General features: G+C 33.8%; 19 protein-coding genes and 1 tRNA gene. 7 read left to right on the top strand and 13 right to left on the bottom strand.

Annotated elements, in window-relative coordinates; all coding sequences use genetic code 11:
- The first annotated feature begins 350 nt into the window (after positions 1 to 350).
- From FHP04_RS00535 to FHP04_RS00520, 4 genes are read left to right on the top strand one after another with little or no spacing between them, the layout of a single operon-like run.
- Positions 351 to 2,552, top strand: a complete 2,202-nt coding sequence (locus FHP04_RS00535) for a DEAD/DEAH box helicase family protein (RefSeq protein ID WP_139853880.1) — start codon at positions 351 to 353, stop codon at positions 2,550 to 2,552.
- Complete coding sequence (locus FHP04_RS00530) at positions 2,549 to 2,764, top strand: hypothetical protein (protein ID WP_139853879.1); 216 nt, start codon at positions 2,549 to 2,551, stop codon at positions 2,762 to 2,764. The genes FHP04_RS00535 and FHP04_RS00530 overlap by 4 nt, the downstream gene beginning before the upstream one ends.
- 2 nt (positions 2,765 to 2,766) lie before the next feature.
- A complete protein-coding gene (locus tag FHP04_RS00525) occupies positions 2,767 to 4,962 on the top strand; it encodes an AAA family ATPase (protein ID WP_139853878.1) in 2,196 nt (731 codons plus the stop codon).
- Positions 4,959 to 5,438 carry a hypothetical protein gene (locus FHP04_RS00520; protein ID WP_139853877.1) on the top strand — a complete coding sequence of 160 codons (480 nt, stop codon included), beginning with the start codon at positions 4,959 to 4,961 and terminating at the stop codon, positions 5,436 to 5,438. The genes FHP04_RS00525 and FHP04_RS00520 overlap by 4 nt, the downstream gene beginning before the upstream one ends.
- 191 nt (positions 5,439 to 5,629) lie before the next feature.
- On the opposite strand, the gene FHP04_RS00515 is transcribed toward FHP04_RS00520, so the two are convergent.
- From FHP04_RS00515 to FHP04_RS00455, 13 genes are all read right to left on the bottom strand, one after another.
- Positions 5,630 to 7,015, bottom strand: a complete 1,386-nt coding sequence (locus FHP04_RS00515; RefSeq protein WP_139853876.1) for a DGQHR domain-containing protein — start codon at positions 7,013 to 7,015, stop codon at positions 5,630 to 5,632.
- Positions 6,982 to 7,473, bottom strand: coding sequence for a hypothetical protein (locus tag FHP04_RS00510; RefSeq protein WP_139853875.1), 492 nt, complete (start codon positions 7,471 to 7,473; stop codon positions 6,982 to 6,984). The genes FHP04_RS00515 and FHP04_RS00510 overlap by 34 nt, the downstream gene beginning before the upstream one ends.
- Entirely contained in the window at positions 7,463 to 7,816 is a 354-nt protein-coding gene (locus FHP04_RS00505) for a DndE family protein (RefSeq protein ID WP_139853874.1), read from the bottom strand. The genes FHP04_RS00510 and FHP04_RS00505 overlap by 11 nt, the downstream gene beginning before the upstream one ends.
- Positions 7,800 to 9,893, bottom strand: coding sequence for an AAA family ATPase (locus FHP04_RS00500; RefSeq protein WP_139853873.1), 2,094 nt, complete (start codon positions 9,891 to 9,893; stop codon positions 7,800 to 7,802). Before FHP04_RS00500 ends, FHP04_RS00505 begins: the two co-directional genes overlap by 17 nt.
- Entirely contained in the window at positions 9,883 to 11,250 is a 1,368-nt protein-coding gene (dndC, locus tag FHP04_RS00495; RefSeq protein WP_218937250.1) for a DNA phosphorothioation system sulfurtransferase DndC, read from the bottom strand. Before dndC ends, FHP04_RS00500 begins: the two co-directional genes overlap by 11 nt.
- Positions 11,251 to 11,458: 208 nt before the next feature.
- Positions 11,459 to 11,532, bottom strand: a tRNA-Asp gene (locus FHP04_RS00490).
- A gap of 258 nt (positions 11,533 to 11,790) precedes the next feature.
- A complete protein-coding gene (locus tag FHP04_RS00485) occupies positions 11,791 to 12,720 on the bottom strand; it encodes a DUF58 domain-containing protein (protein ID WP_139853872.1) in 930 nt (309 codons plus the stop codon).
- Between the two features lie 183 nt (positions 12,721 to 12,903).
- Positions 12,904 to 13,359 (bottom strand): copper resistance protein NlpE, encoded by a 456-nt coding sequence (locus FHP04_RS00480; RefSeq protein WP_139853871.1) that lies wholly within the window; start codon positions 13,357 to 13,359, stop codon positions 12,904 to 12,906.
- A gap of 70 nt (positions 13,360 to 13,429) precedes the next feature.
- Complete coding sequence (locus FHP04_RS00475) at positions 13,430 to 13,975, bottom strand: ClpP family protease (protein WP_139853870.1); 546 nt, start codon at positions 13,973 to 13,975, stop codon at positions 13,430 to 13,432.
- A 157-nt stretch (positions 13,976 to 14,132) separates the two neighbouring features.
- Positions 14,133 to 14,450 carry a thioredoxin gene (gene trxA, locus FHP04_RS00470; protein WP_068761863.1) on the bottom strand — a complete coding sequence of 106 codons (318 nt, stop codon included), beginning with the start codon at positions 14,448 to 14,450 and terminating at the stop codon, positions 14,133 to 14,135.
- Positions 14,451 to 14,600: 150 nt separating this feature from the next.
- The gene (gene dnaE, locus FHP04_RS00465) at positions 14,601 to 19,010 is read right to left on the bottom strand and encodes a DNA polymerase III subunit alpha (protein WP_139853869.1); all 4,410 of its coding nucleotides are present in this window, start codon (positions 19,008 to 19,010) and stop codon (positions 14,601 to 14,603) included.
- Positions 19,011 to 19,209: 199 nt separating this feature from the next.
- Positions 19,210 to 19,659 (bottom strand): ferritin-like domain-containing protein, encoded by a 450-nt coding sequence (locus FHP04_RS00460; RefSeq protein WP_139854404.1) that lies wholly within the window; start codon positions 19,657 to 19,659, stop codon positions 19,210 to 19,212.
- 174 nt (positions 19,660 to 19,833) lie between these two features.
- The gene (locus FHP04_RS00455; RefSeq protein ID WP_139853868.1) at positions 19,834 to 20,631 is read right to left on the bottom strand and encodes a DUF6252 family protein; all 798 of its coding nucleotides are present in this window, start codon (positions 20,629 to 20,631) and stop codon (positions 19,834 to 19,836) included.
- 138 nt (positions 20,632 to 20,769) lie between these two features.
- Here FHP04_RS00455 and FHP04_RS00450 point away from each other — a divergent pair, with 138 nt between their 5' ends.
- From FHP04_RS00450 to FHP04_RS00440, 3 genes are read left to right on the top strand one after another with little or no spacing between them, the layout of a single operon-like run.
- Complete coding sequence (locus FHP04_RS00450; protein ID WP_139853867.1) at positions 20,770 to 21,297, top strand: 30S ribosomal protein S16; 528 nt, start codon at positions 20,770 to 20,772, stop codon at positions 21,295 to 21,297.
- A gap of 11 nt (positions 21,298 to 21,308) precedes the next feature.
- A complete protein-coding gene (rimM, locus tag FHP04_RS00445; protein WP_139853866.1) occupies positions 21,309 to 21,833 on the top strand; it encodes a ribosome maturation factor RimM in 525 nt (174 codons plus the stop codon).
- 32 nt (positions 21,834 to 21,865) lie between these two features.
- Positions 21,866 to 22,579 (top strand): tRNA1(Val) (adenine(37)-N6)-methyltransferase, encoded by a 714-nt coding sequence (locus tag FHP04_RS00440; protein WP_139853865.1) that lies wholly within the window; start codon positions 21,866 to 21,868, stop codon positions 22,577 to 22,579.
- Positions 22,580 to 22,612: the final 33 nt, after the last annotated feature.

The raw sequence follows: 22,612 nt of genomic DNA, 5'->3' as shown, positions 1-22,612 counted from the left end.
GATTTTATCCCGGAGTTTCGTGTTGTTCCTTTTGGGAAAGGAAAAACCATAGAGAATTAATAGCTTTTCGGTAATTTGGTGGAGGAGTTGAGCTTTTATTGAACTGCAGTAAACCACACGAGAGGACTCGTGCGGTAGCGGGGGGAGTTGTAATAATTGATTTAGATTTTTCTAATAAAACTTAAAAAATGTCTAGTTAGGTTAAATAGTATGGTCAATAACTAATGTTGTCCTGTTTTATTTTATTTAAATAAGATGTTTTAGTTGTCTTTTGTGTTATAAAGTTGTTAAATTTATACTCTCCCCTAACAACTTAAAATTATCCATTAAAACATTGGTAAAGATTATTAATGAAAGAAACATTTAAAGAAATTAATTTTCCACCAACTTATAAATATTCCTCGGATTCTGAATTTATACCTTTAGAATTCTACGAAAATACATTCCCAATTGCTAAAAGTATAGATCTACTTTTAGGATATTTTAGTTCCAATGCTATCAAAGTACTATCGAAAAGCCTTGCTGAATTTATATTTAATGGAGGTAGAATGAGGATTATTACTAATCATGTTTATAGTTTGTTGGACTATGAAAATTTAATACTAGACCCGAAGCTTGAAGATGAAGATAAAATGATTAATATATTTCAGGATTTATCTGAAATAGAAAAAAATTTAAGTCCAGAAGGCTTACATTTTTTTGATTGCTTAAAATATCTTTTAAAGTTAGAAAAGCTTCAAATACTTCCAGTAAAATTTAATGATGTTGACTTAGCGCATTGTAAGACAATGATATTATACGATGGAAATGATTATATAGCGACAGAGGGGAGTATTAATTTTACCTTATCAGCCTTACTTAAAAATTCTGAAAGTTTTCAAGTTGATACACCATGGAATGGTGAAGTTAGCGTCAGGAGAATTGAAGAGGCAAAAGCTAATTTTGAAAGAATTTTTAGTAAATCTCACCCAGAATATAATTATATAGATAAAAATAAAATTGAGGTAGTAATAAATTCTATAGGGAGAGATAAAGATATTCAAGATTTACTAGATGATTCATTAAAGTTAGAAAACACAGGATATAGTGAAAAGATAAAACGGTTATTAAAAAGAAAAGAAAATAGATTTCATGAAAAAATTCAAGCATTCTTAAATACTCCTAGGTTTCCATTTCCCCAAGGGCCTAGAAAATACCAAAAAGACGCCTATAATGAGTGGGTAAAAAAAGATTACTCAGGAGTATTTGCTATGGCGACAGGAACCGGGAAGACAATCACTTCCCTAAACTGCTTGCTTCAAGAGTACAAAAAAACAAAAACCTATAATGCTATTATTTTAGTGCCTTCAATCGCTTTGTTAAATCAATGGGAAGAGGAGGTAAGTGAATTTAATTTCAAAAATGTTTTAAAAGTAGGTGGTGGAAATAATTGGGAAAAAGACCTAGCAAACTATGTTAGTAATGTCTCTTGGGGCATAAAGAAAGATTTAATTATAATTTCAACTTATGGAAGCTTTGTTACAGATAGATTTCAAAAGTACTTTCGGAAAATTCAAGAAGACTATCTACTAATAGCTGATGAAGCTCATAATATGGGAGCAAGTCAAATCAAAAGGCTGCTTCCAAATATTAATGTTGAGAGCCGAATTGGATTGTCGGCAACACCTAAACGTATTTATGATCCTGAAGGAACTGTTGCAATTGATGCTTTTTTTAATGACACTCCACCTTACACTTATTCATTTTCAATGGAGCGCGCTCTTGAGGAAGAACGACTAACGGAATACAAATATTTCCCAAAGATTGTTGAATTACAAAATGAAGAGTTAGAAAAATACATTGATATTTCTAAAAAACTTCTTCGATATTTCGATTTTGAAAAAGGGAAATTTAAAAATGATCCAATAGTTGAAAAGCTTTTGTTGATTAGGAAAAACATTATTCACAAAGCTCACAACAAAATAAATTGCTTTAAAGGAATTGTTACAGAGTTAGAAAAAAGTAATAAGTTAAAATATGCTTTTACTTATGTACCTGAAGGGTTTGTTTATGATGAGGGAGGTGATGGAGAAAGAATGTTGAATCATTTTATGAGAGCAGCCATAGAAATAAAGCCTAACTTGAAAATAAACTCTTACACAGCAGAGGATGATGATTTGAAAGGAATTCTTACTGGTTTTTCTGAAGGGAAAATTGACATGGTCTTTGCTATGAAAATGCTGGATGAAGGTGTGGATGTGCCGCGAGCAGAGGTAGGTGTTTTCTGTTCTAGTACAGGTAATCCAAGGCAGTTTATTCAACGAAGAGGTAGATTGTTAAGAAAACATGAAGATAAAGCGTTTGCAACTATTTATGACATGGTTGTTGTTCCTTCGTTGAGTGATAATAATGTTGAAACATACAGAATGGAAAGAAGTCAGGTTAAAGCAGAATTGCAAAGAGTTGCATATTTTTCAAGTTTATCTATGAATTTTTATGATACGCGAGATGAGTTAGCATTGATATGCTCCAAATATGAATTAAATATTGACCAAATTATAAATGAATTATGAGTAAAAGAGATCAATTACTGAGAGAGGTACTAAATGACCCTCAGATAATGAAGAAATACAATATTCGAGAAAAAGACTTAAATGCATTAAAAACGACAGCTCCATATTCTGATAAGGTGATAGAGGTTCTTGCAACAATCATAAATGAGAATGACAATGGTAGGACGGCTAGACAAATTTATCCGATTTTAAAAAATATACATAAAATATAATTATGGCTTCAATTTTAAATAAGATTTCGTTTAAAAATTTTTTTAATTACTATGGTGACTTTAATGATAATAGTTATGATTTAGAGGAAGGGGTAAACATAATTGTTGCAGATAACGGCGCAGGAAAGTCGAAGTTTTTCAATGCTTTTTTATGGTTGTTTTATGATCAAATACTAGATTCTGATACAAAACAAAAGGTGAATGTCAAGAATGCAGGTGTTAAAATTCTGTCAGATAAAGCAAAAAACGAAACTCCGATAGGTTCAAGAGTTGATTGTGGAATTTTGATTGAATACACTTACGGAACACGCTATAAATATCAAATTATAAAATCTTTTACTGCTACACGAATAAGCGAGTCTATAACGAATGAGAGTAGTTGGCAGTTTATGATCAACGATATAGAGGTTAATCGAACAGAGCTTGTTTTACAGAGGTACAAACCAGTTTATGATGAATCCGAGAAGAGGCAAATCATTGATCGATTAATAATGCCCGCTTTTAGAAAGTATTCTTTTCTACAAGGAGAGGAGGTTGATGACATCATTGACTTTAGTAAAAAAGAGAGTATAGAAGAAGCTGTTGAGAACCTGACAGATATAAAAAGATATGAGGAAATTCATGAATTGTTAGCTGGGTTTAAAAAGAAAGCCTTCAATGATTTACAGAATCAAATGAAAGCGAACAATGCAGATAACGAAAGGTTTGATAATGCTGTAAAGGAGAAAGAAAATATAGAACATAAATTAGAGCATGAACAAGAGAAGTTACAAGAATGGAAAGATACTTTTGATGCTGCAGAAAAGGAAAAAATCGAATTAGATAAGGAGTATGCAAATGCGGAGAAAAGAAAAGAATTTGATGATAAACTAAAGCCGTTAAGAAAAAAGCTTAGAGATAAGAAAGAAGAATTTGAGAACTTCCTGGATAGAATAAATAATCGCTTTTTCGATGGGAATTTTGCCTGGATTGCATTTGGGTTTGAAGATGAAGTGCAGAAGTTTCGAGAATTAAATGACCGGTACATTGAAAGAAGATATGAAAAAAAAGCATTAAAAAGTGTTGAGGAAAATCCTAATGAATACTTCCATTTCTTACCTGAAAACTCCCCTGACTCAGTTTCTTTACAAAATATGATTGATGATGAACATTGTTATGTCTGTAATAGAGAAGCAAAAGAAGGTACGCCAGAATATCAAAACTTATTAAAGTTAAAAAGCAGGCCTAAGGATAAACAAACAGAACAGGCATTTGTAAAGAATGATTTAAAGAATTTCTTTGGAGATATTCAAATTAATGCACAACCTTTTTATACAAAATTTGATAATATTGAGGAGTCTATAATTAAAACGAAAGAAAAGGATGAAGAGCTTAAGAATAGCATTGAGAAGTTAAGAAAGCAAATAAAATCTTTAGAGGATGACCGTAGTTCTATTTTAATTTCGGGTCATGATGCCGAATTAACAGCGCAAGAAGTGATTAGTAATTATAATGGCGCAGTTAGGAGGATGGAGAATGCTAATGGTAAAATCAGTGATATTATTCTTCCAAAAATAAGTAAGTTTAAAAAAGAATTAAAGGCAGTTGAAGAGGAAATTAAAAACCTGAATAAAACCAATGATATTCCGTCAGGATATAATGAGAATTATGAAGTTTTGAATGATCTTGAAGAGGCAGCTCAAAATGCCAAAGAAAGGGTTTTCGATGGGATGATTAATCTTTTAGAAAAACACGCCAACATTCACTTTAAAAATTTAATTAAAAATAACGATTTATCAGGAGGGATTTTAAAATTTGAAAAGAATCCTAACGGCTCAATTAATTTCAATTATATTGATAGTAATGGAAATAACGTCCACGGTAGTTCAGAAGGCTTTCAACGTATGAAGAAATTCTCTGTTGTAATGGCTATCATTTCTGCAAATAATAGTGAATACAATTATCCACTCTTAGCAGATGCGCCAATATCTGCATTTGGAGAAGGGTTTACGGAAGGATTTTTTGATGCAATTGGAAATGTATTTCCTCAAAGTATTGTATTAGTAAAAGAACTATACAAGCGAGAAGATGATATGAAAATTAACGAGCTCGGAAAAAGATTACTTAAAGACGATATTGTTAAAACCATGTATGTAAATCATGTTCCAGAGAATTCTGAACAAATTGATTTAGTAACAACTCAAACAAAATTAAAATGAACGCACAAGAATTTAGAAGTTTAATACTTGTAAAAAAGCCTAGATACGCTAAAAGTAGAATTCCTGTAATGGAAGCTTTTGCTAACAAAGGACAGTCCAAATCTGAATACAGTCAATTTGGACCTCTTTATGAATTATATATATATGCTTTTCGATTAGGTTTGAAAAAAGGATTGAAGTTGCCACTTCCTCCAAGAAACCTAACTCAAGACTTCGTTGAAATAGGTAAATGGAAAAGAGATTCAAGTTTAGTTGACTTCTTACTGATGATTATTTTTAGTCGTTCTGAGGAAATTGGATTTGACTGGAACGATTTAGAAGATATGGAAGAAAAGGAAATCAATAAGGTTGTAAGTGATATTATTGACTTTATTGAAAGTTATGCAAATGGCGGACTTCAATATATTCAAGAGGAATGGGAAAATGATAATTTGATGAATTCGAGTTATTTGTTTGTTGATTTAATGAGACAGTAAGTTAAACAAGGTTTACTTATTTAGCTGATTTTGTCTTGAGATTATTAATTTAAAGGACACTATCCCTTAAGTCTTTAAATTAATAATCTCTTTTGAGTTATACTATTTCTAATAGAGTTATTACCTAATTAATTCTTATTGTCTAGTTTTAATAAAAAAACATGTTCATTTTCATCGGAAGCTTAGTTTGATTAGATATTCTTGGTAAGCCACGTTTTATATTTTTGAAGTACACTATTTTTATCTCTATATTCTTTTTCAAATTCCTCGTAAGATGAGGTGTCAAAAAGAACTATATTTTGGACTAAAGCTTCTTTTATTTTATTCACACTTCCTGCACTACCAACTCCACCAAAAGGTCCTTCTTTACTAAAATCGACATTTTCGAGTCCATCCAGATATCTAATTATATCGGTAGTCGTAGTTTCCTTTATTTTTCCAGGATCACCTTTCCATTCTTCAATAAATATTTTAGGAAAAATTAGATAAAGCAATTTTATTAATGCACCTACACCCATTCCTTTAGATAAAAGATAATCTGAAGGCTTTTCCCATCCATCGGATTTTTCTCTTACCGCCGAAAAAAAGTTCATTAAGAACTTAATAATCTCTACCTGGTAATTTTTATTTAGATAGTAGTATCTGAAAATAGGTTGATATATTCCAGAGCTAATGTTTGGATTTACACTTCTTGATAAAGAATCTATTAAAAAAGCTAGTGATATAGATAGAAGTTTTTTGTCTTCTTGATTTATATTTTGAGGGGTTACTCCAAGCATTTTAACTCTTTTATAAAATGGACTATGCTCAAGTTCATTTAGTGCTTTGACAACCTTGTGGATAAACGATAATTCATCTAGGTTTGAACTAAACTCTCCCATCAGGTGGTATAACAAAGAACGATTTACAGGTTTTTGTTGATAATTGATTGTATAGAATTGTTGTGCTATAACAGATCTGTCATAGCCAATAATAAAGGCAATTATTAGTTCATAACCGTCTTGTATATCCTTACTTGCTTTTTTTAATCCTTCGAGTCTATGCTGTCCGTCTATAATTAAAACAGAACCATTAGTTTTTGGTATATGTAATTTGAAATTACTACCTTGCCTTTGAAAAAAACTAAGATGGTTAGGAATATTTATTGTGTTTTTAAAACTTTCAATTGATGAGTCTTCATCAATACCTAAATCATCAATATCATTAATTAGGTCACAGTTTGCTATGATTGTATTGGGGAAAAAAGCATACTCTTCTTCTTCAAGAAATTTTTTCACTTCGTTTACTCTACTGTCTGTAAACTTTCTTTGAAAATCTTTATCAGTAATTGCTGCTTTATTAGAACTTATCAAATGAGTGTAATATTCTTTTTCATTTGGAAAGGAGTCTGCTAGAGCAGCATTTTTCTCAATATCATATATAGCCGGTCTAACGGTATAAACTTCTAGCAAATCTTTCGCTTTAATTTTACCTACATAAAAAGACTTTTCCTTCTGAGTAACTTTAAAAAGTTCGATTGTTGTGTAGTCAATTTTATTAATCATTATTGCTTTTTTGTTTTTTGAGAGTTGATCCATTCATCTATATTCTGAGATGTTTCTCTAGCTTTAACAAATTTTTTAGATTCTGCTAGTTTTTCAGCCGACTCATTCATTGGCTTAAGATTCAACAAAAATGAAAAAAATAATGCTGTAGCTATTATAATGAGCAGAATAATCATCATATTTTTACGAAAGAAATTTTTATGGTAATCATTTAAGAGTTCTGGATAAATAATAAAAAAAGCTATTAGTATAAAAGACACTAATATACCGAACCATTTAAAAGAACTTTCAGGTTCAGAAAACCTATCAAATAAGTATAGGCTTACTATAAGTAAAGTAAATGAATAAGATATAGAGCTGGATACAATGTTATCATTTAAATCTTCTGAAAGAAGGTAGCTTATCAATATAGGTAGTAAGCAAAATCCAACATTTATTAACAGCCAATTGAAGTAAATTTTTAATCGTAGAAAAGTTATTTTATTTTTCATAAAGTAAATTTGATTTTTTTTCTGTCATTTTTTTTATTAAATCCAACCCTTCATCCAAATGTAACTTAACCAATCTCCCCAAGTTTTTATCATTCCTTTGAATTCCATACAAATTACAAATCATTCCCAAATAAATGTTTTCATAATCACCAAATAAGACTTTACGAGAATATTCTTTTCCACCTGAGTCAGCAAGATTCTTTAAATCTAATTTTTTTCCTTCTTTCAAGGAATGTGCAATTGCCAAACGTGCGATAACATTTTCTGCACCTAAACTGTGCTTATTGGTGAGTTCCGTAACTAGCTCCTTATTTTCTTTGCTGGTTCTAATATGCGAGATCATGTGTTTGTAGATTAAATTTCTTAAATAACTCTTTAGGGTTTACCTTTTCTATTTCTGAAACACCTTTTTTGTTTTGAATGAGGTAGGTGTCATTTACACTTGGTAATAAAGAAGCATATTCTTTTTGTGTTAGCTCTTTTTCTAATAAAGGGAAAAGAACTACTTGTTCAGAAATTGTTGGGTAAAACTGTTCTAAAATATTGCCGGAATGTTCTAAATCAAATTTCTGCAGCGGACTGTCAATGAATATAGGGAACTCTATTTTTGATTCATCTACTAAAGCTTTAAGTAGGGCAGTAGCATATAATTGTTGTTCACCTTTTGACATTGAGTCTTTGTCTCTGACTTTACCGTCAGGCTTAATTAACTCAATATCCATTATGTCATTTTCAATTAGAATATTCACTCTTGATATAAAGTCTTTTTTGTGCATTAATTTTTGTAGACCAATTAAGATAGACTTTTCAAGTGCATATTTCTTTTCTTCCTTAATGCGCACAGTTAATTTATTTATTTGATCTAAAAGCTTCTGAGTGGTGACATATTTCTTTTGATCTATTTCAATAAGATTAAACTTCTTTTCATATTCTGACAGAACTTTTGCATTTGAATTAAACTCGGCCTTTAATTTACCTAATTCCTGCAACAATTTTTCTTTCTTCTCCTGTGCTTTATCAATAGCCTCTTTTAATTCTTCTTTATCAGCTCTAAGTTGTTGGGCAATTGGGTTTCCTTTTTTAGATTCAGATTGTTTTATCTTTCTATTTAATCTACCAATATGCTGACGTATATCACGTTCACTTTTAGTAATCATTTCAAATTGTTGTTTGAATGATGTTGTGACGTAATTATATGTTGCAATAATGTCTTGCGTTTCCTCTTCGGAATAATTTAAAAGAATCTCAATTTTATCTTTTGAAACATCTTTGAATCTTTCCTTTTCAAGTTCTGTAACAGCTTTTTCTATTTCTTTTTGATTTTCTTTAAATGACGGGAGTTTAGCAAGTTTTCGCTTTATAGAATTAGAAAAGTTTTTTATTTCTTCTAGTACAAACTCACTATTTGCACTTATTTTCCTTGCAGACGCTTCTTTTTTGAGTTGCTCGATTAATAATGAAAATTGTTTCTCTGCGATAGCTAAAGGTACTATATCCATTACATCTTTGAGATGGCTTCTTGCTTCAACTAAATCATTTTGCAGTTCACTTCTTTTACTTTTAAGCGCTAACAGTTCTTCAATTGTGATTTCATTTCCTTCACGAATGAGTTTTTCTTGAATATTGTCAATCTTAACCTGGTTGTTTTCTAAACCTTGTTCGATTTCCTGTTGTTTGCTTTCGTTTAGTTCAATTAATTTTCTTAGCTCGTCATCTTTTTCAACCAGTTGGTCAAGTTTTTCTTTATTAACACCTGTAACACCTTCCCTTTTTAATTTTGTTAAGAGCGTATTTAGATTGTATTTTAAATCCTCATATTTCTTAATTCCAAGAACTTCAGAATAAGCTCTGCTTAAACTTCTCAACTCGTTTTTCGTTTTAGCTTCAGCAAGCGAAACAATTTTTTCAGCATCAAAGAAGAAAAACTTAGCAATTTCACGAGGTAAAATAAAATCATTGATGAAGATATCATACCCAACTTCTTTCGTTAATTCATTTTCTTGGCCATCGATCAGAATTGATAAGCTTTCTATGTTGGATTTATAACTAAAAGAGCGTTTAATTATAACTTTCTTGCATGGAATGGATGGGATAAGTACATCAGCGAGTTCAAGCTCAACACTCATTTTAGCGTCCTTAATTTCTCCTGCTTCAAATTTATTTACCACGGAATGGTTTACACTATCTTTCAAGTAGTTTTCATAGCCACCAAGATTTTGAATATCGCGTTTATATTTGTCCTCAACTTGTCGCATTAAAGAACCATACATTACCCATATTAATGATGTTAAGAATGTAGTTTTTCCAAATCCATTTTTACCAGCAATGATTGATATGTTCTTATCTTTATTTTTAGTGAACTTAATTTCACTTGAACCGTATCCTCTAAAATTATTTAAGGCAATTCTATTAATTCTCATGGTCCATCTTTTTTACAAAATCTTCAATCCTTTTTTCAACATCGCTATGGATTCCATATTTCGAAACCAATAAAGTTTTTGATTCTTGTAATGCGATTAAATTATCGATCAACTCATAATGACTTGGTTCGTCTTTACAAACTTCACTTAAAAGTCTTCTTTCAGTTTGACTTAATGTTTTAAGGTTGTTTGTTGAAAGTTCTTTATCAAATACTTTTCTATAAATTTCACTAACAGTAATGTCGAAGAAACCATCTCTATTCCAAATCACTTGAATTGCAATCAATTCTTGATTCGTAATAAGCGTTATTTCAGGTTTTATTTTTTGAGTTTCTCTTTGGATTTCCAGTAATTCCCTTAACATTCTTATCATGTATGTATGGTTGTAATTACCTTGGTTATGTCCATCTTCAGTAACAGCTGGCATTCCGTTTCTTCGCGTATCAGAACGATTTTCGCTAATGTTTCTATTTTCAACTAAGTCATTTCTGAATTTTAGAAGGGGTAACATCCACTCTTCACCATTCTTCACAAGTGAGGACATTGATTTATCTTCTTTAACAACGGTACAAGTCCAGCAACCAAAACGACTTTGTCCACAAGAACTATGTTTTTTATTGGTAACTACTGTTGGGCATTCGTAATCATCAGCACTTGCATCAGAATAAATTTGGAAAAGAACAGAGTTGTCAAAACCCCAAGGAGAGTCAACAGCATTAATTATATACCACACCTCTTCAAGCATTAACTTTTTTATAGGAGAGTAAACATAGGTATTTAAGCTTGTTGGATGTTTTGAAATACGACTTCCTTCTTGTTCGTGTTTCTTCATTGAGCGTTCACGCGTTTTACTTTCCTCGTAGCGTGTACCTAATAACACAATGGCCTCACCTTTTTCGTCGATTTGCTCATGGAGGAAATTTGAAGTTGGTCTGATTTTTAATCGGTCTGTGCACCATCTGAAAGTATTATTGGGAACTGGATAACCTCGTCCAATAACATTAACCCAAAATGATTCATCCAACTTTGGGGTAGTTTTTTTTACAAAAATGGGTAAATCTTGTTCTCTTGCTGCAACTTGAATTTTTGCTAATACTTCATCAACGTAAGTCGCTATAATAGGGTTTTCAACCATAGTGTCATTACAAACAACATGGACAGGCCTTTTTAATTGAAAAGGATTCGGAAACTCTTCCCTAATTCGTCTTAAAGCAATCCATACTAATGTTAATAAAACTGTAGAATCTTTTCCACCACTAAATCCTATAATCCAAGGTCTTTCCGATGTATCTGCATAAGTATATTGTTCAATAATTTCAGAAATTATGCCCTCAACTTTTTTACTTCTTATTTTCACAACCGTTAATTTATTTTATCTTAAAATTAGACAAATTACTTGTTGTCTACAAGGTATATTATTAGAAGATATTTAAAGATTTTTTAGGATTGAAGTAATTTAAGAATTATCCTAAAACAAAAAAAGCCTCTCCGTGTGGAAAAGCTTCTCATCGGTCTATTTCTAAACCACAAGCCACCTTAAAGTGACTCAACACAACTTCTTGTTGCGGTCTGGACGAGACTCGAACTCGCGACCCCCTGCGTGACAGGCAGGTATTCTAACCAACTGAACTACCAGACCAATTTTTTCAATCTTCCTTTCGGGAGACCCTAACAACAGTTAGGCATTGTGAAAAATTGTTACCAATACATTTTGGAACTTGTTCCTTGCTGTATTAAGCGGTGGCAAATATACTACTCCAATTCGTTTTCACAAACTATTTTTTGAAAAAAATTAAAAAAATATTTCTTTTAATTGCAATTCGCTAGTTTTCAGTGAGTATCAAACGGTATAAATTTCACAAAAACCATACTGCTACCGATAGTAGACGATACTTTATTATCCAAACTTCTGCCGTTCTACCAAATAAGTGGTCAAAATCTTATTAAAGCTCTCGTTGGTATCTGCTAAAACGTACTTTATACGGTATTGTGCACAACGCAATTCTAGTTCTTTAAAATAATTTTGAACAGCTTCTTCGTATTGCTCTTTTATGTTTTCGGCGTAAAGGTTTACATATTCGCTAGTCTCAACATCTACAAAACGTTTAGGGCGATTGGAAAAATCGAAATTTACTTCCCGCTTCTTATCGAAAGTATGGAATAAAATTACTTCGTGTTTGTTGTATTTTAAATGTTGAAGTGCTTCAAATAGTTTTTCTTCTTCAGTGTCATTTTGAAACATATCGGTAAATAGAAACACTAAAGAACGTCTCTTGAGCTTTTCAGCAATTAAATGCAGATGCTCATAGGTTTTGGTCTGTGCTTTCTCTTTAGGTGAAAGCAAGGCTTCATTTAGCTTTTGAAGCAACATTTGATGATGGCGCTCGCTTCCTTTTTCCGATGCGTAAAATTCGTATTCATCACTATAAATACTTAACCCAACGGCATCACGTTGGCGTTTCATTAAATTCATAATTGCTGCTGAAGCTAAAACAGAAAATGCAATTTTGTTTAATGAGTTGATGTTAAACTGCTTGAGTTTTGGGTAGTGCATTGAGCTGCTGTTGTCTACAATTAAGTGACATCGCAAATTTGTTTCCTCCTCGTAGCGCTTAGTATAGAGTTTATCCGTTTTGGCAAATAACTTCCAATCTATATGCTTGGTGCTTTCGCCATTATTGTAAATTTTATGCTCTGCAAATTCTGCGGAAAATCCGTGAAACGGACTTTTATGAAGTCCAGAAATAAAGCCTTCTACCACTTGTTTTGCAAGTAGCTCGAGGTTTTTAAAACCTACAATCTCATTTATTTCTTTTTCTATATCCATATTGTCAATCAGAGCAAAGTTGAATAGGTATTTAATTTACTGAATCTGCGCGTAAAAACAGTTTTATAATAATAGGTGATTTTGTAATTACTTAGTAATAGCTATTAATTAATAATCTTTATGACACAAGATTTACTCGTATCATAAAGATTATAAAAAAGGACTTATTTTAAAGCTTGTATTTTATTTTTTCTTCAAAATATAAAAATCAGCTAATTCACCTTCTGCCATCTCTCCGTTAGCGTTAAGCATTGTAATTTGGTTTTCGCCTACTTTATATTGTGAAGTTTCTTCACCATTTTTTAGAATTACTTTTAATCCTGCTTCATCCCAAGAGAAAGTACCGTTATTTTTAAATTCTTCGGTGTTTTCTGGGCCTTTAAGGTAGGTTTGAGAGATTGTGTAGGTATTGTCTTCTTTTAGTTCAATAACTGTTTTAATACCCTCGCAGTCTGCACATGGAAGCGTTCCTTCGTAAACACCAGACCAGTCTAGTGAGTTTTGAGAATTGTGCTCGTCCACAACATCCGAAACTACTTCATCAATGGTTTCTGCATTAATTACTTCTTTTTTTTCTTCATTTTTACAGCCAACCAATGTTATCATGGCTATACCACAAACGAATAATGTCTTTTTCATGTTTGTTTTTTTATATGATTTATATTTTCAATCTATTTTCAAGTTTTATACCGAAAATGTATTTAAAGAATTATTTTAAAATTCCATCTACTATCCCGTAAGCTACTGATTCTTCAGCGTCCATCCAATGATCACGGTTGAAGTCTTTCATTACTTTTTCAAAATCTTGTCCGCAATTATCTGCTAGAATTCTAGCGCTTATTTCTTTTGTTTTTAAAATTTCTTGAGCAGTAATTTCAATATCGCTTGCAACTCCACGAGCTCCACCGCTGGGCTGGTGAATCATAACTCTAGCGTGTGGCTGAATAAATCGCTTGCCTTTTTCACCTGCAGATAGTAAAATACTACCCATTGAAGCTGCTAATCCTGTACAAATTGTTGAAACGGGGCTTTTAATTTCCTTCAGCATATCATAGATAGAAAAACCTGAAGTTACATAGCCTCCTGGGCTATTGATATAAAACTTAATTTCGTCGTGGTTTAAGGCGTCTAAGTACAATAACCTATCTACAACGTGTTTGGCACTTTTGTCGTCCACCATTCCCCAAAGGAATACTTTGCGTTCCTCCAATAGTTTGTTTTCAATTTTATCCTGTACTTTATCTGTTTTTTTCATATTTATTGCTCTGTCCCCTCGAGCGCAGTCGAGAGGTTTTTGATACTTGTTATTTTTTAATGAGGTCTCGACTGCGCTCGACCAGACATTCTACTAATATAAAAAAAGGCTTAGCGATATGCCAAGCCTTTTAGTGATTTATTTTTTTGCTTAATGATTACAAAAGTGAATCAATCGCTTCTGCATAAACATTTTTAGGAGCAACGCCTACTTGACGTCCTACTACTTCACCATTTTGGAATACCAAAACAGTTGGGATGTTTCTTACACCGTATTTTGCAGCAAACTCTTGGTTTGCATCTACGTCAACTTTTCCTACAACAGCTTTCCCGTCATATTCTTTGCTTATTTCCTCAATGATTGGTCCTACCATTCGGCAAGGTCCACACCAGGCTGCCCAAAAGTCAACCAATACAGGCTTATCGCTTTTTAAAACTGTTTCTTCGAATGTTGCGTCTGTTATTTCTAATGCCATAATCTTAATTTTTAATGAATTTCAAAAATAGTTATTTTTTTCGCTATAAAACACTTCTTAATATATGTTTAGGAAATGCAAGTATTGTTTATTTCTATTGTTGTTTTGTACTCAGACGTCAGCCTACGAAAAACCTAACAGATTCTTCTTCTAATTGAGCTTATAATGAACTTGCTCTCTGTCAAGTTCGTCTAACAACTCTTTAGAGATGTTGATTTTATGTGTTCTACTTGGCATTTCAAGAAGAATCTTCTCGTCTTTTTCAAAAACCACAAAATACAACTGCTTCTCGCCCTTATGGGTTTTTACTAAATCTTTAAGTTTATCAATGCGGCCATCTTTAACATCGGTTAATGGAAGGGTAAGGGTTAGTTTTTTACCTTGTGTTTCCATTATATCGTGTAACAGTTGAAAACTATTGTACTGAAGACGAGGCTCTCCTTTTTTGCCTGTTTCGCGGTTGGTCCAACCTTCTTTTACAAAAACGCGTCCATAAATAAAGCTATTGGGAACCAAAAAGTGACGCCACTTTAAGTAATCTTCTCCAAAAATCTTGAATTCGTAACTGTCGTCATAATCTTCAACAGTAAAAATAGCCCATCCTTTCCCGGCCTTAGATTCTCTGTGTTGCACATCGCTAACCACACCGCCAAAAGTCATTTCTTTATTTAAGAAATTGTCGAGATTATTGAAATCCGATACCTTGCAATTGGTAAAACTGTTCATTTCTATTTTGAAATCGTCTAATGGATGACCAGAAATGTATACCCCTACCACTTCGCGTTCTTGTTTTAATTTTTTCATAGTACCCCATTCTTCACATGGTGGTACTTCGGGCTCTGGAATTTGAACTTCACTTGCATCTCCAAACAAGCTTACTTGCGATGAGTTCTGTGTTTCTTGGTATTTAGCGGCATATCGCAATACTTTCTCAATAAACATTGTTCCGTCACCCGAATCGTGTAAATATTGAGCTCGATGTGTATCAAAACTGTCAAAACCACCCGCTAGGGCTAAGTTTTCAAAAGCTTTTTTATTTGCAGCGCGAAGATCTATGCGCTTCGCCAAGTCGAAAACAGATTTGTATTTACCGTCTTTCCTGTTTTCTACAATTGTAGCTACTGCACTTCCCCCAACACCTTTAATGGCACCCATCCCAAAACGGATAGCGCCTTGATCGTTTACCGTAAATTTGTGAAAAGATTCGTTTACATCTGGCCCCAATACTTTCATGCCCATTCGCTTGCATTCGTCCATAAAGAAGGTGACTTGCTTTATGTCGTTCATATTGTTTGAAAGCACGGCAGCCATATATTCAGCAGGGTAGTGGGCTTTTAAGTATGCCGTTTGGTAAGCAATCCAAGCATAGCAAGTAGAGTGCGATTTGTTAAACGCATAACTCGCAAAGGCCTCCCAGTCTTTCCAGATTTTTTCAAGTTTCTCTGCATCGTGACCTTTTTCAGAAGCTTGTGCAATAAACTGCGGCTTCATTTTGTCTAGTACTGCTTTCTGCTTTTTACCCATCGCTTTACGTAAAACGTCGGCTTCACCTTTTGTAAAGCCAGCAAGTTTTTGGGACAGCAACATCACCTGCTCTTGGTAAACAGTAATTCCGTAAGTTTCCTTTAAATACTCCTCCATTGCAGGTAGATCGTATTCAATTTCCTCTTCCCCGTGTTTTCTTTTAATGAAGCTAGGAATGTAGTCCATAGGTCCTGGACGATACAAAGCGTTCATTGCAATTAAATCTGCAAAAACTGTAGGCTTTAATTCCTTCATATATTTCTGCATCCCTGCAGATTCATACTGGAATATCCCTACGGTTTCACCTCTTTGGAAAAGTTCGTAGGTTTTTTCGTCGTCGAGAGGAAAACTATCAGGGTCTAAATCTATATTGTGCCTATGCTTGACAATCTTTACGGTGTCTTTTATAAGGGTAAGTGTTTTTAATCCTAAGAAGTCCATCTTCAACAATCCAGCGCTTTCTACTACGGAGTTGTCAAATTGGGTAACGTATAAATCACTGTCTTTTGCCGTGGAAACGGGGACGAAGTTTGTAATATCACTTGGAGTAATAATTACGCCACAAGCGTGAATTCCGGTGTTTCTAACAGATCCTTCAAGAATTTTTGCTTGATTTATTGTTTGCGCTTCCAAATCACTTCCTTCGGAAAGGTTTAAAAGTTCATTCACCTTTGGAAGATCGTCACTTCTAAAGCGAGCTTTTAACTCTGCAGGACTTAAGCCGAAAATTTTGTTCAGCTTAGTCATATTAGGGATAAGTTTTGAAATCCTATCAGCATCATTTAATGGTAAATCAAGCACTCGCGCGGTATCGCGGATGGATGATTTTGCCGCCATTGTACCATAGGTGATAATTTGAGCTACTTGGTTACTTCCGTATTTATTAATTACGTAATCCATAACCTTGCTTCGGCCTTCATCATCAAAGTCAATATCGATATCGGGCATACTTACACGATCTGGATTCAAGAAGCGCTCAAAAAGTAAATCGTATTCTATTGGGCAGATATTTGTAATTCCTAAACAATAGGCAACTGCACTACCTGCAGCCGAACCACGGCCTGGACCAACCGAAACCCCCATTTTTCGGGCTTCAGCAATAAAGTCTTGAACAATCAAGAAGTAACCCGGATAGCCTGTATTGGCGATAACTTCAAGTTCGAAATCTAAACGTTGTCTAATTTCTTTTATTCGGTCTGAGGCATCCTCAGGAAGTTCCTTGTCTGTTAGTTCCTCTAGCGTTACCTCAGATAATTCTGGATAACGTCTTTTTGCGCCTAAATAGGTTAAGTGGCGGAGGTATGCATTTTCCCCTCTTTTACCACCATCAGCATCTTCAGCAGATAAAAATTCATCAGGAATTCCGAAATTAGGAAGAAGTACATCTCGGTGTAATGAGAAAGGTTCAATTTTTGAAACTACTTCCTCGATATTTAAAATTGCTTCAGGAAGATCCTTGAAAAGCGCTTTCATTTCTTCAGAATCTTTGAAGTAATATTCTTGATTCGGTAAACCGTAACGATAACCACGACCTCTACCAATTGGAGTAGCTTGTTTTTCGCCATCTTTTACACACAATAAAATATCGTGTGCATTGGCGTCTTCTTTTTTAATATAATAGGTGTTGTTGCAGGCTACAATTTTCACATTGTTTCTTCTTGCCATAGCAATCAAAACATCGTTTACGCGTCTTTCATCTTCTTGGTCGTGACGCATAACTTCAACGTAAAGATCGTCGCCAAACTGTTCTTTCCACCAAAGCAGTGCTTCTTCAGCTTGAGCTTCTCCAATATTTAAAATCTTGCCAGGGACTTCACCGTAAAGACTTCCCGTTAAAACAATAATGTCTTCTTTGTATTTTTCAATAATTTTCTTGTCGATTCTCGGTACGTAGTAAAATCCTTCAGTATAGGCTATAGAAGCCATTTTTGCTAAATTGTGATAGCCTGTTTTGTTTTTTGCAAGCAATACAATTTGATAGCCATTGTCTTTATGCGATTTGTTTAAGTGATCTTCACAAACAAAGAATTCGCAGCCCACAATTCCTTTTAATGCCTTGTGTTTATTTTCTTCTGTTAGGTTTTTGTTGTAATTGTTAACCGATTGCACAAAATGAAACGCTCCCATCATATTCCCCGTGTCTGTAAGGGCTACTGCAGGCATGTTATTTTCTACTGCGGCATTCACTAAATCTTGAGTGCTAGAAGTAGATTGAAGAATTGAAAATTGTGAATGGTTATGAAGATGCACAAATGGCACATCTTCTAAAGTGGCAATGTTTTCTTTTATTTCTTCTGAAGAAATTTCTTCAGTTTCTGATAAAGCTTGTATTTGCTCCCGAATTTTTTGTGAAGCTTTTTGAAGATTAATATGTTTTAATCCTATAAGCTCGATTGTTTGAGGGTTTTCTTTTGAAAATTTCTCAAAATAATCTGGTTGAACATCAAGTTCTTCAGCTGTAAAAACTTGTCGACGCACCAATTCGAAAAAGCAACGTGTTGTTGCCTCCACATCGGCAGTTGCGTTGTGCGCTTCAGAAAAAGGTGTGTTAAATAAAAACTCGTGAAGCTCGGTTAATGTAGGTAGTTTAAACTTTCCACCACGTCCACCAGGAATCTGACAAAGTTGAGCTGTAGTTTCGGTACAAGTATCTAAAACTGGGAGGGTGGTCAATGGGGTGTCAATCCCTAAGCGGTAGAATTCCGCTCCCATAATATTTACATCAAACCCAACATTCTGACCAACGACAAATTTTGTTTTTGAAAGTGCAATGTTGAATTTCTCAGCTACTTCCTCTAAAGCTACACCTTCGGCTTCCGCTAATTCGGTAGAAATTCCGTGAATTTTTTCTGCGTCGAATGGAATGTTGAAACCCTCAGGTTTCACCAAAAAATCTTGGTGCTCAATTACATTTCCCATGGCATCGTGGAGCTGCCAAGCAATCTGTATACAACGTGGCCAATTATCGGTGTCGCTTATTGGAGCATTAAAGCGTTTAGGTAAGCCAGTGGTTTCTGTATCGAATATTAAATACATTGAAATTGAGTGTTTTAGATTGACGAAATTAAATTTTGAATGTATTGCCTATGCGAAGTCGAAGGATGGAATTCAAAAAAGTAAAAATAGAAAAATCAACCGCTATTGTGAAATAAAAGTCTAACGAATTGTTCACAAAAGAAAACCGTTCGAGGAAATTTCCTCGAACGGTTTCAATCTTTCTTTTTCAAAAATATTATTAAGCAATAATGGATTCAAAATTCTTAGCATTTTGCCATGCAGTATCGATGGTGTCACGCTGGTTGGTCAAAATTTTCTGCGTTGTAGGTGGTAACGTAGTGTCTTTAATTACTTCGTTGTACTCTTCAATTGCAGCTTTTTCACCTTTTTGAACTTCGCCTAAAATTGTTTTCTCATTATTTGAAGAAAAGGCAGTTTCAATATCCATCCAAGTTCTGTGTAATGCTCCGGTTGTACTACCACTTTTTTCAGGAGTTTCACCGTAGTTTTTAATTTCGCTCTTTAATTCGTGACCAAAATTGTAACGTTTTTGAGCTTGTTCGTTAAAGAATTGCTTCAGTTTTGTGTTGTCCACTTTTTCTGCAGCTTTTTTATAACCCTTTTCGGCATCATAGTTCTTCTCTAACAATTCATTTAATTTATTCGACATCTTTTCAGTAAACTTCATCATCATTCATTTTAAATTATACAGTCGTTTTATTTCTGAATTCCTAATAAAGACAACTGCTCAACTTCATTGGGATATACCCCAATATACCATGAATAAAGGTGATAAAAGAATTTTTAACCTAAGCTTAGTATCATTTAAGAAGGTTTAATGTAATAAGAGTCTTTAAGGGGTTTATTTGTATGTAATGTTAAATTTCCCCTCAGTAATAAGTGTGTTATCAGTGTTAAAACTAAACGTGCCCTTCATGGTTTTTTCTGAAGTATTATGTTCGCTTAAGCTTACTACACCTTCTCTTGTTGTCTTAGAGCCATCGGCATTTGTATAAATTGCTTGTACTGTGGCATTAGGTAAGGCGTAATTTCCAGTTGATACGTCTGGTTTAAAGTTTAAAGTGATTTTTGAATTCACGTTGTTTGCTGAAATTGATATTCTATGAGTAGTTTTTCTAGCCGAAACTATAAATGGAAGGAATTCATTATCATTAATCTTAGCGGAAAAGGTTCCTGCGTTAACGGGATCAAGTTCGGAGCTATTGTTATAAGGTATATCGAACAATGTACCGTTAGAAACGTAAATTGTATCTATGCCTGGGAGAATAGCGTTAAAGTGAAATATACCCGAAATAGTTTTGTTTACTTCATTTACTTCAGATATAGTTACCATTCCCTCACCATCTGGCAAGGTAGTGTAAACACTTCCACCTGGACCTTCATACATAGCAAAGTTGGAAGAACCTTCACCAATTGTATAGCTGTTTTCTGCTAAACTTGATAGTTTAATCGTCATACCTTCATTTTGAGAAGAACCCAAAATGGTTAATGTGCCATCGTCGTTTACTGAAGCGCGAGCATCTGCAGCCATGTAAAGATTATTATCAATATTGGCTTGCAAAGCAGAATCTGTTACTTTAGTATCTTCACAAGAAATGATAAAGAAAGCTGAAAGTAAGACAAGTAGGATTTTTTTCATTGGTGATGTTATTATGAAGTGAATTAGACAAATGTAAAAGAAAAACTTTAATTGATTGAATTTCAAAAAGAAAATATATTATCTTTGCCGTCCTTAATTATAACCGGGGTCGTGAACCCTAAAAAATAATTTTTTAAAATGTCAGTAAAAATAAGACTACAAAGACGCGGAAAGAAAGGGAAACCTTATTTCTGGATTATTGCGGCAGACAGCCGTAGCAAAAGAGATGGTAAATACCTAGAAAAAATAGGTTCTTACAATCCAACAACCAACCCAGCACAGATTGACCTTAATGTGGACCTAGCTGTAAAATGGCTTCAAAACGGAGCTCAACCTACAGATACGGCTCGTGCTATTCTTTCTTACAAAGGGGCTTTAATGAAAAATCACCTTGCTGGTGGTGTTCGTAAAGGTGCTTTAACTGAAGAGCAAGCTGAAGCTAAATTCAACGAGTGGTTGGAATCTAAAAGAGAGTCTATCGACAAGAAAAAAGCAACTCTTACTGAAGCTCAAGAAAAAGTGAAAGCTGAAAAACTTGCTGCTGAAAAGGCTGTTAGTGATAAGCGTGCTGCTGAAGCTGCCGCTGCTGCTGCTCCTGAAGAAGAGGCTACTGAAGAGGCTGAAGCAACTGCTGAAACTGAAACAGAAGACAACAAAGAAGCTTAATTTTTATAACGATGCAAAAGGAGGATTGCTTCTACTTGGGCAAAATCGTTAAGAAATACAGCTTTAAAGGTGAGTTACTCGTAAAATTAGATACGGACGAACCTGAACTCTTTACCGAAATGGAATCGGTTTTTGTGGAACAACGCAAAAACCTGATTCCATTTTTTATTGAAGAAAGTTCACTGCACAAAAGCGAATTATTGCGTGTGCGTTTTGAAGATGTTACTAACGAAGAGGAAGCCAACGCTTTAATTGGTGCTCATCTATACCTGCCTTTGGAATTTTTACCAGAGTTAACAGGAAATAAATTCTACTACCACGAGATTATCGGTTTCACCGCAGAAGATGAGTCTTTTGGGAAAATCGGTGAAATTACTGGAGTAAACGATACAACTTCGCAGGCATTATTTGAAATAGACCGCGAAGGAATAGAGATATTAATTCCTATGATCGATCATTTTATAAAAAATGTAGATCGAGAAAATAAAACTATCCTGCTAGATGTTCCTGAAGGACTAATTGAAATGTATTTATAATTCTGAATTCAGAATTAAAAATTCAGAATTAAATGAACAAGCCCTTTCAATTCAAACAATTTACGATAGAGCAAGATCGATGTGCCATGCAAATAGGTACAGACGGAGTTTTGCTTGGAGCTTGGGTTTCAATTGAAAACAATCCATTTTCAATTTTAGATATTGGTGCAGGTACAGGAGTTATAGCTTTGCAGCTTGCCCAGCGTTCTGATGCCGAAATGATTGATGCTCTAGAAGTAGACGACAACGCCTACGAACAATGCGTTGATAATTTTGAAAATTCACCTTGGGGCGATAGACTATTCTGCTACCACGCTTCCTTAGGAGAGTTTATAGAGGAAATAGAAGATAAATACGATCTTATTGTTTCCAACCCGCCATTCTATTCTGAAGACTATAAAACATCCGACGAATCGCGTGACCTTGCACGATTCAACGATTCACTTCCATTTGATGAATTAATTTTTAGTGCTTCACAATTACTTTCAGAAGAAGGAATTTTTGCTGTTGTTATTCCTCGAAAAGAGGAAGAAGGTTTTTTAAAGCTAGCAGAACAAGAGAATCTTTTCGCAAAGCGAATTTGTCGAGTAAAAGGAAATGAAACTTCTCAAGAAAAAAGGAGTTTGATAGCGTTTTCTTTTGAAAAATCGACACCGAAAATTGAAAATCTTACCATAGAAACTTCACGACACAAGTATACTGAAGAATACATTAGCTTAGTTAATGAATTTTACCTGAAAATGTAGGTCTATATGGTTCTGATTTCTAAATTTGTATTC

It is taken from the genome of Aequorivita sinensis, from assembly GCF_006346335.1.
GTDB lineage: Bacteria > Bacteroidota > Bacteroidia > Flavobacteriales > Flavobacteriaceae > Aequorivita > Aequorivita sinensis.
The sequence above is the reverse complement of the archived record's forward strand: the minus strand, read 5'-3'. Positions and strand labels throughout refer to the sequence as shown.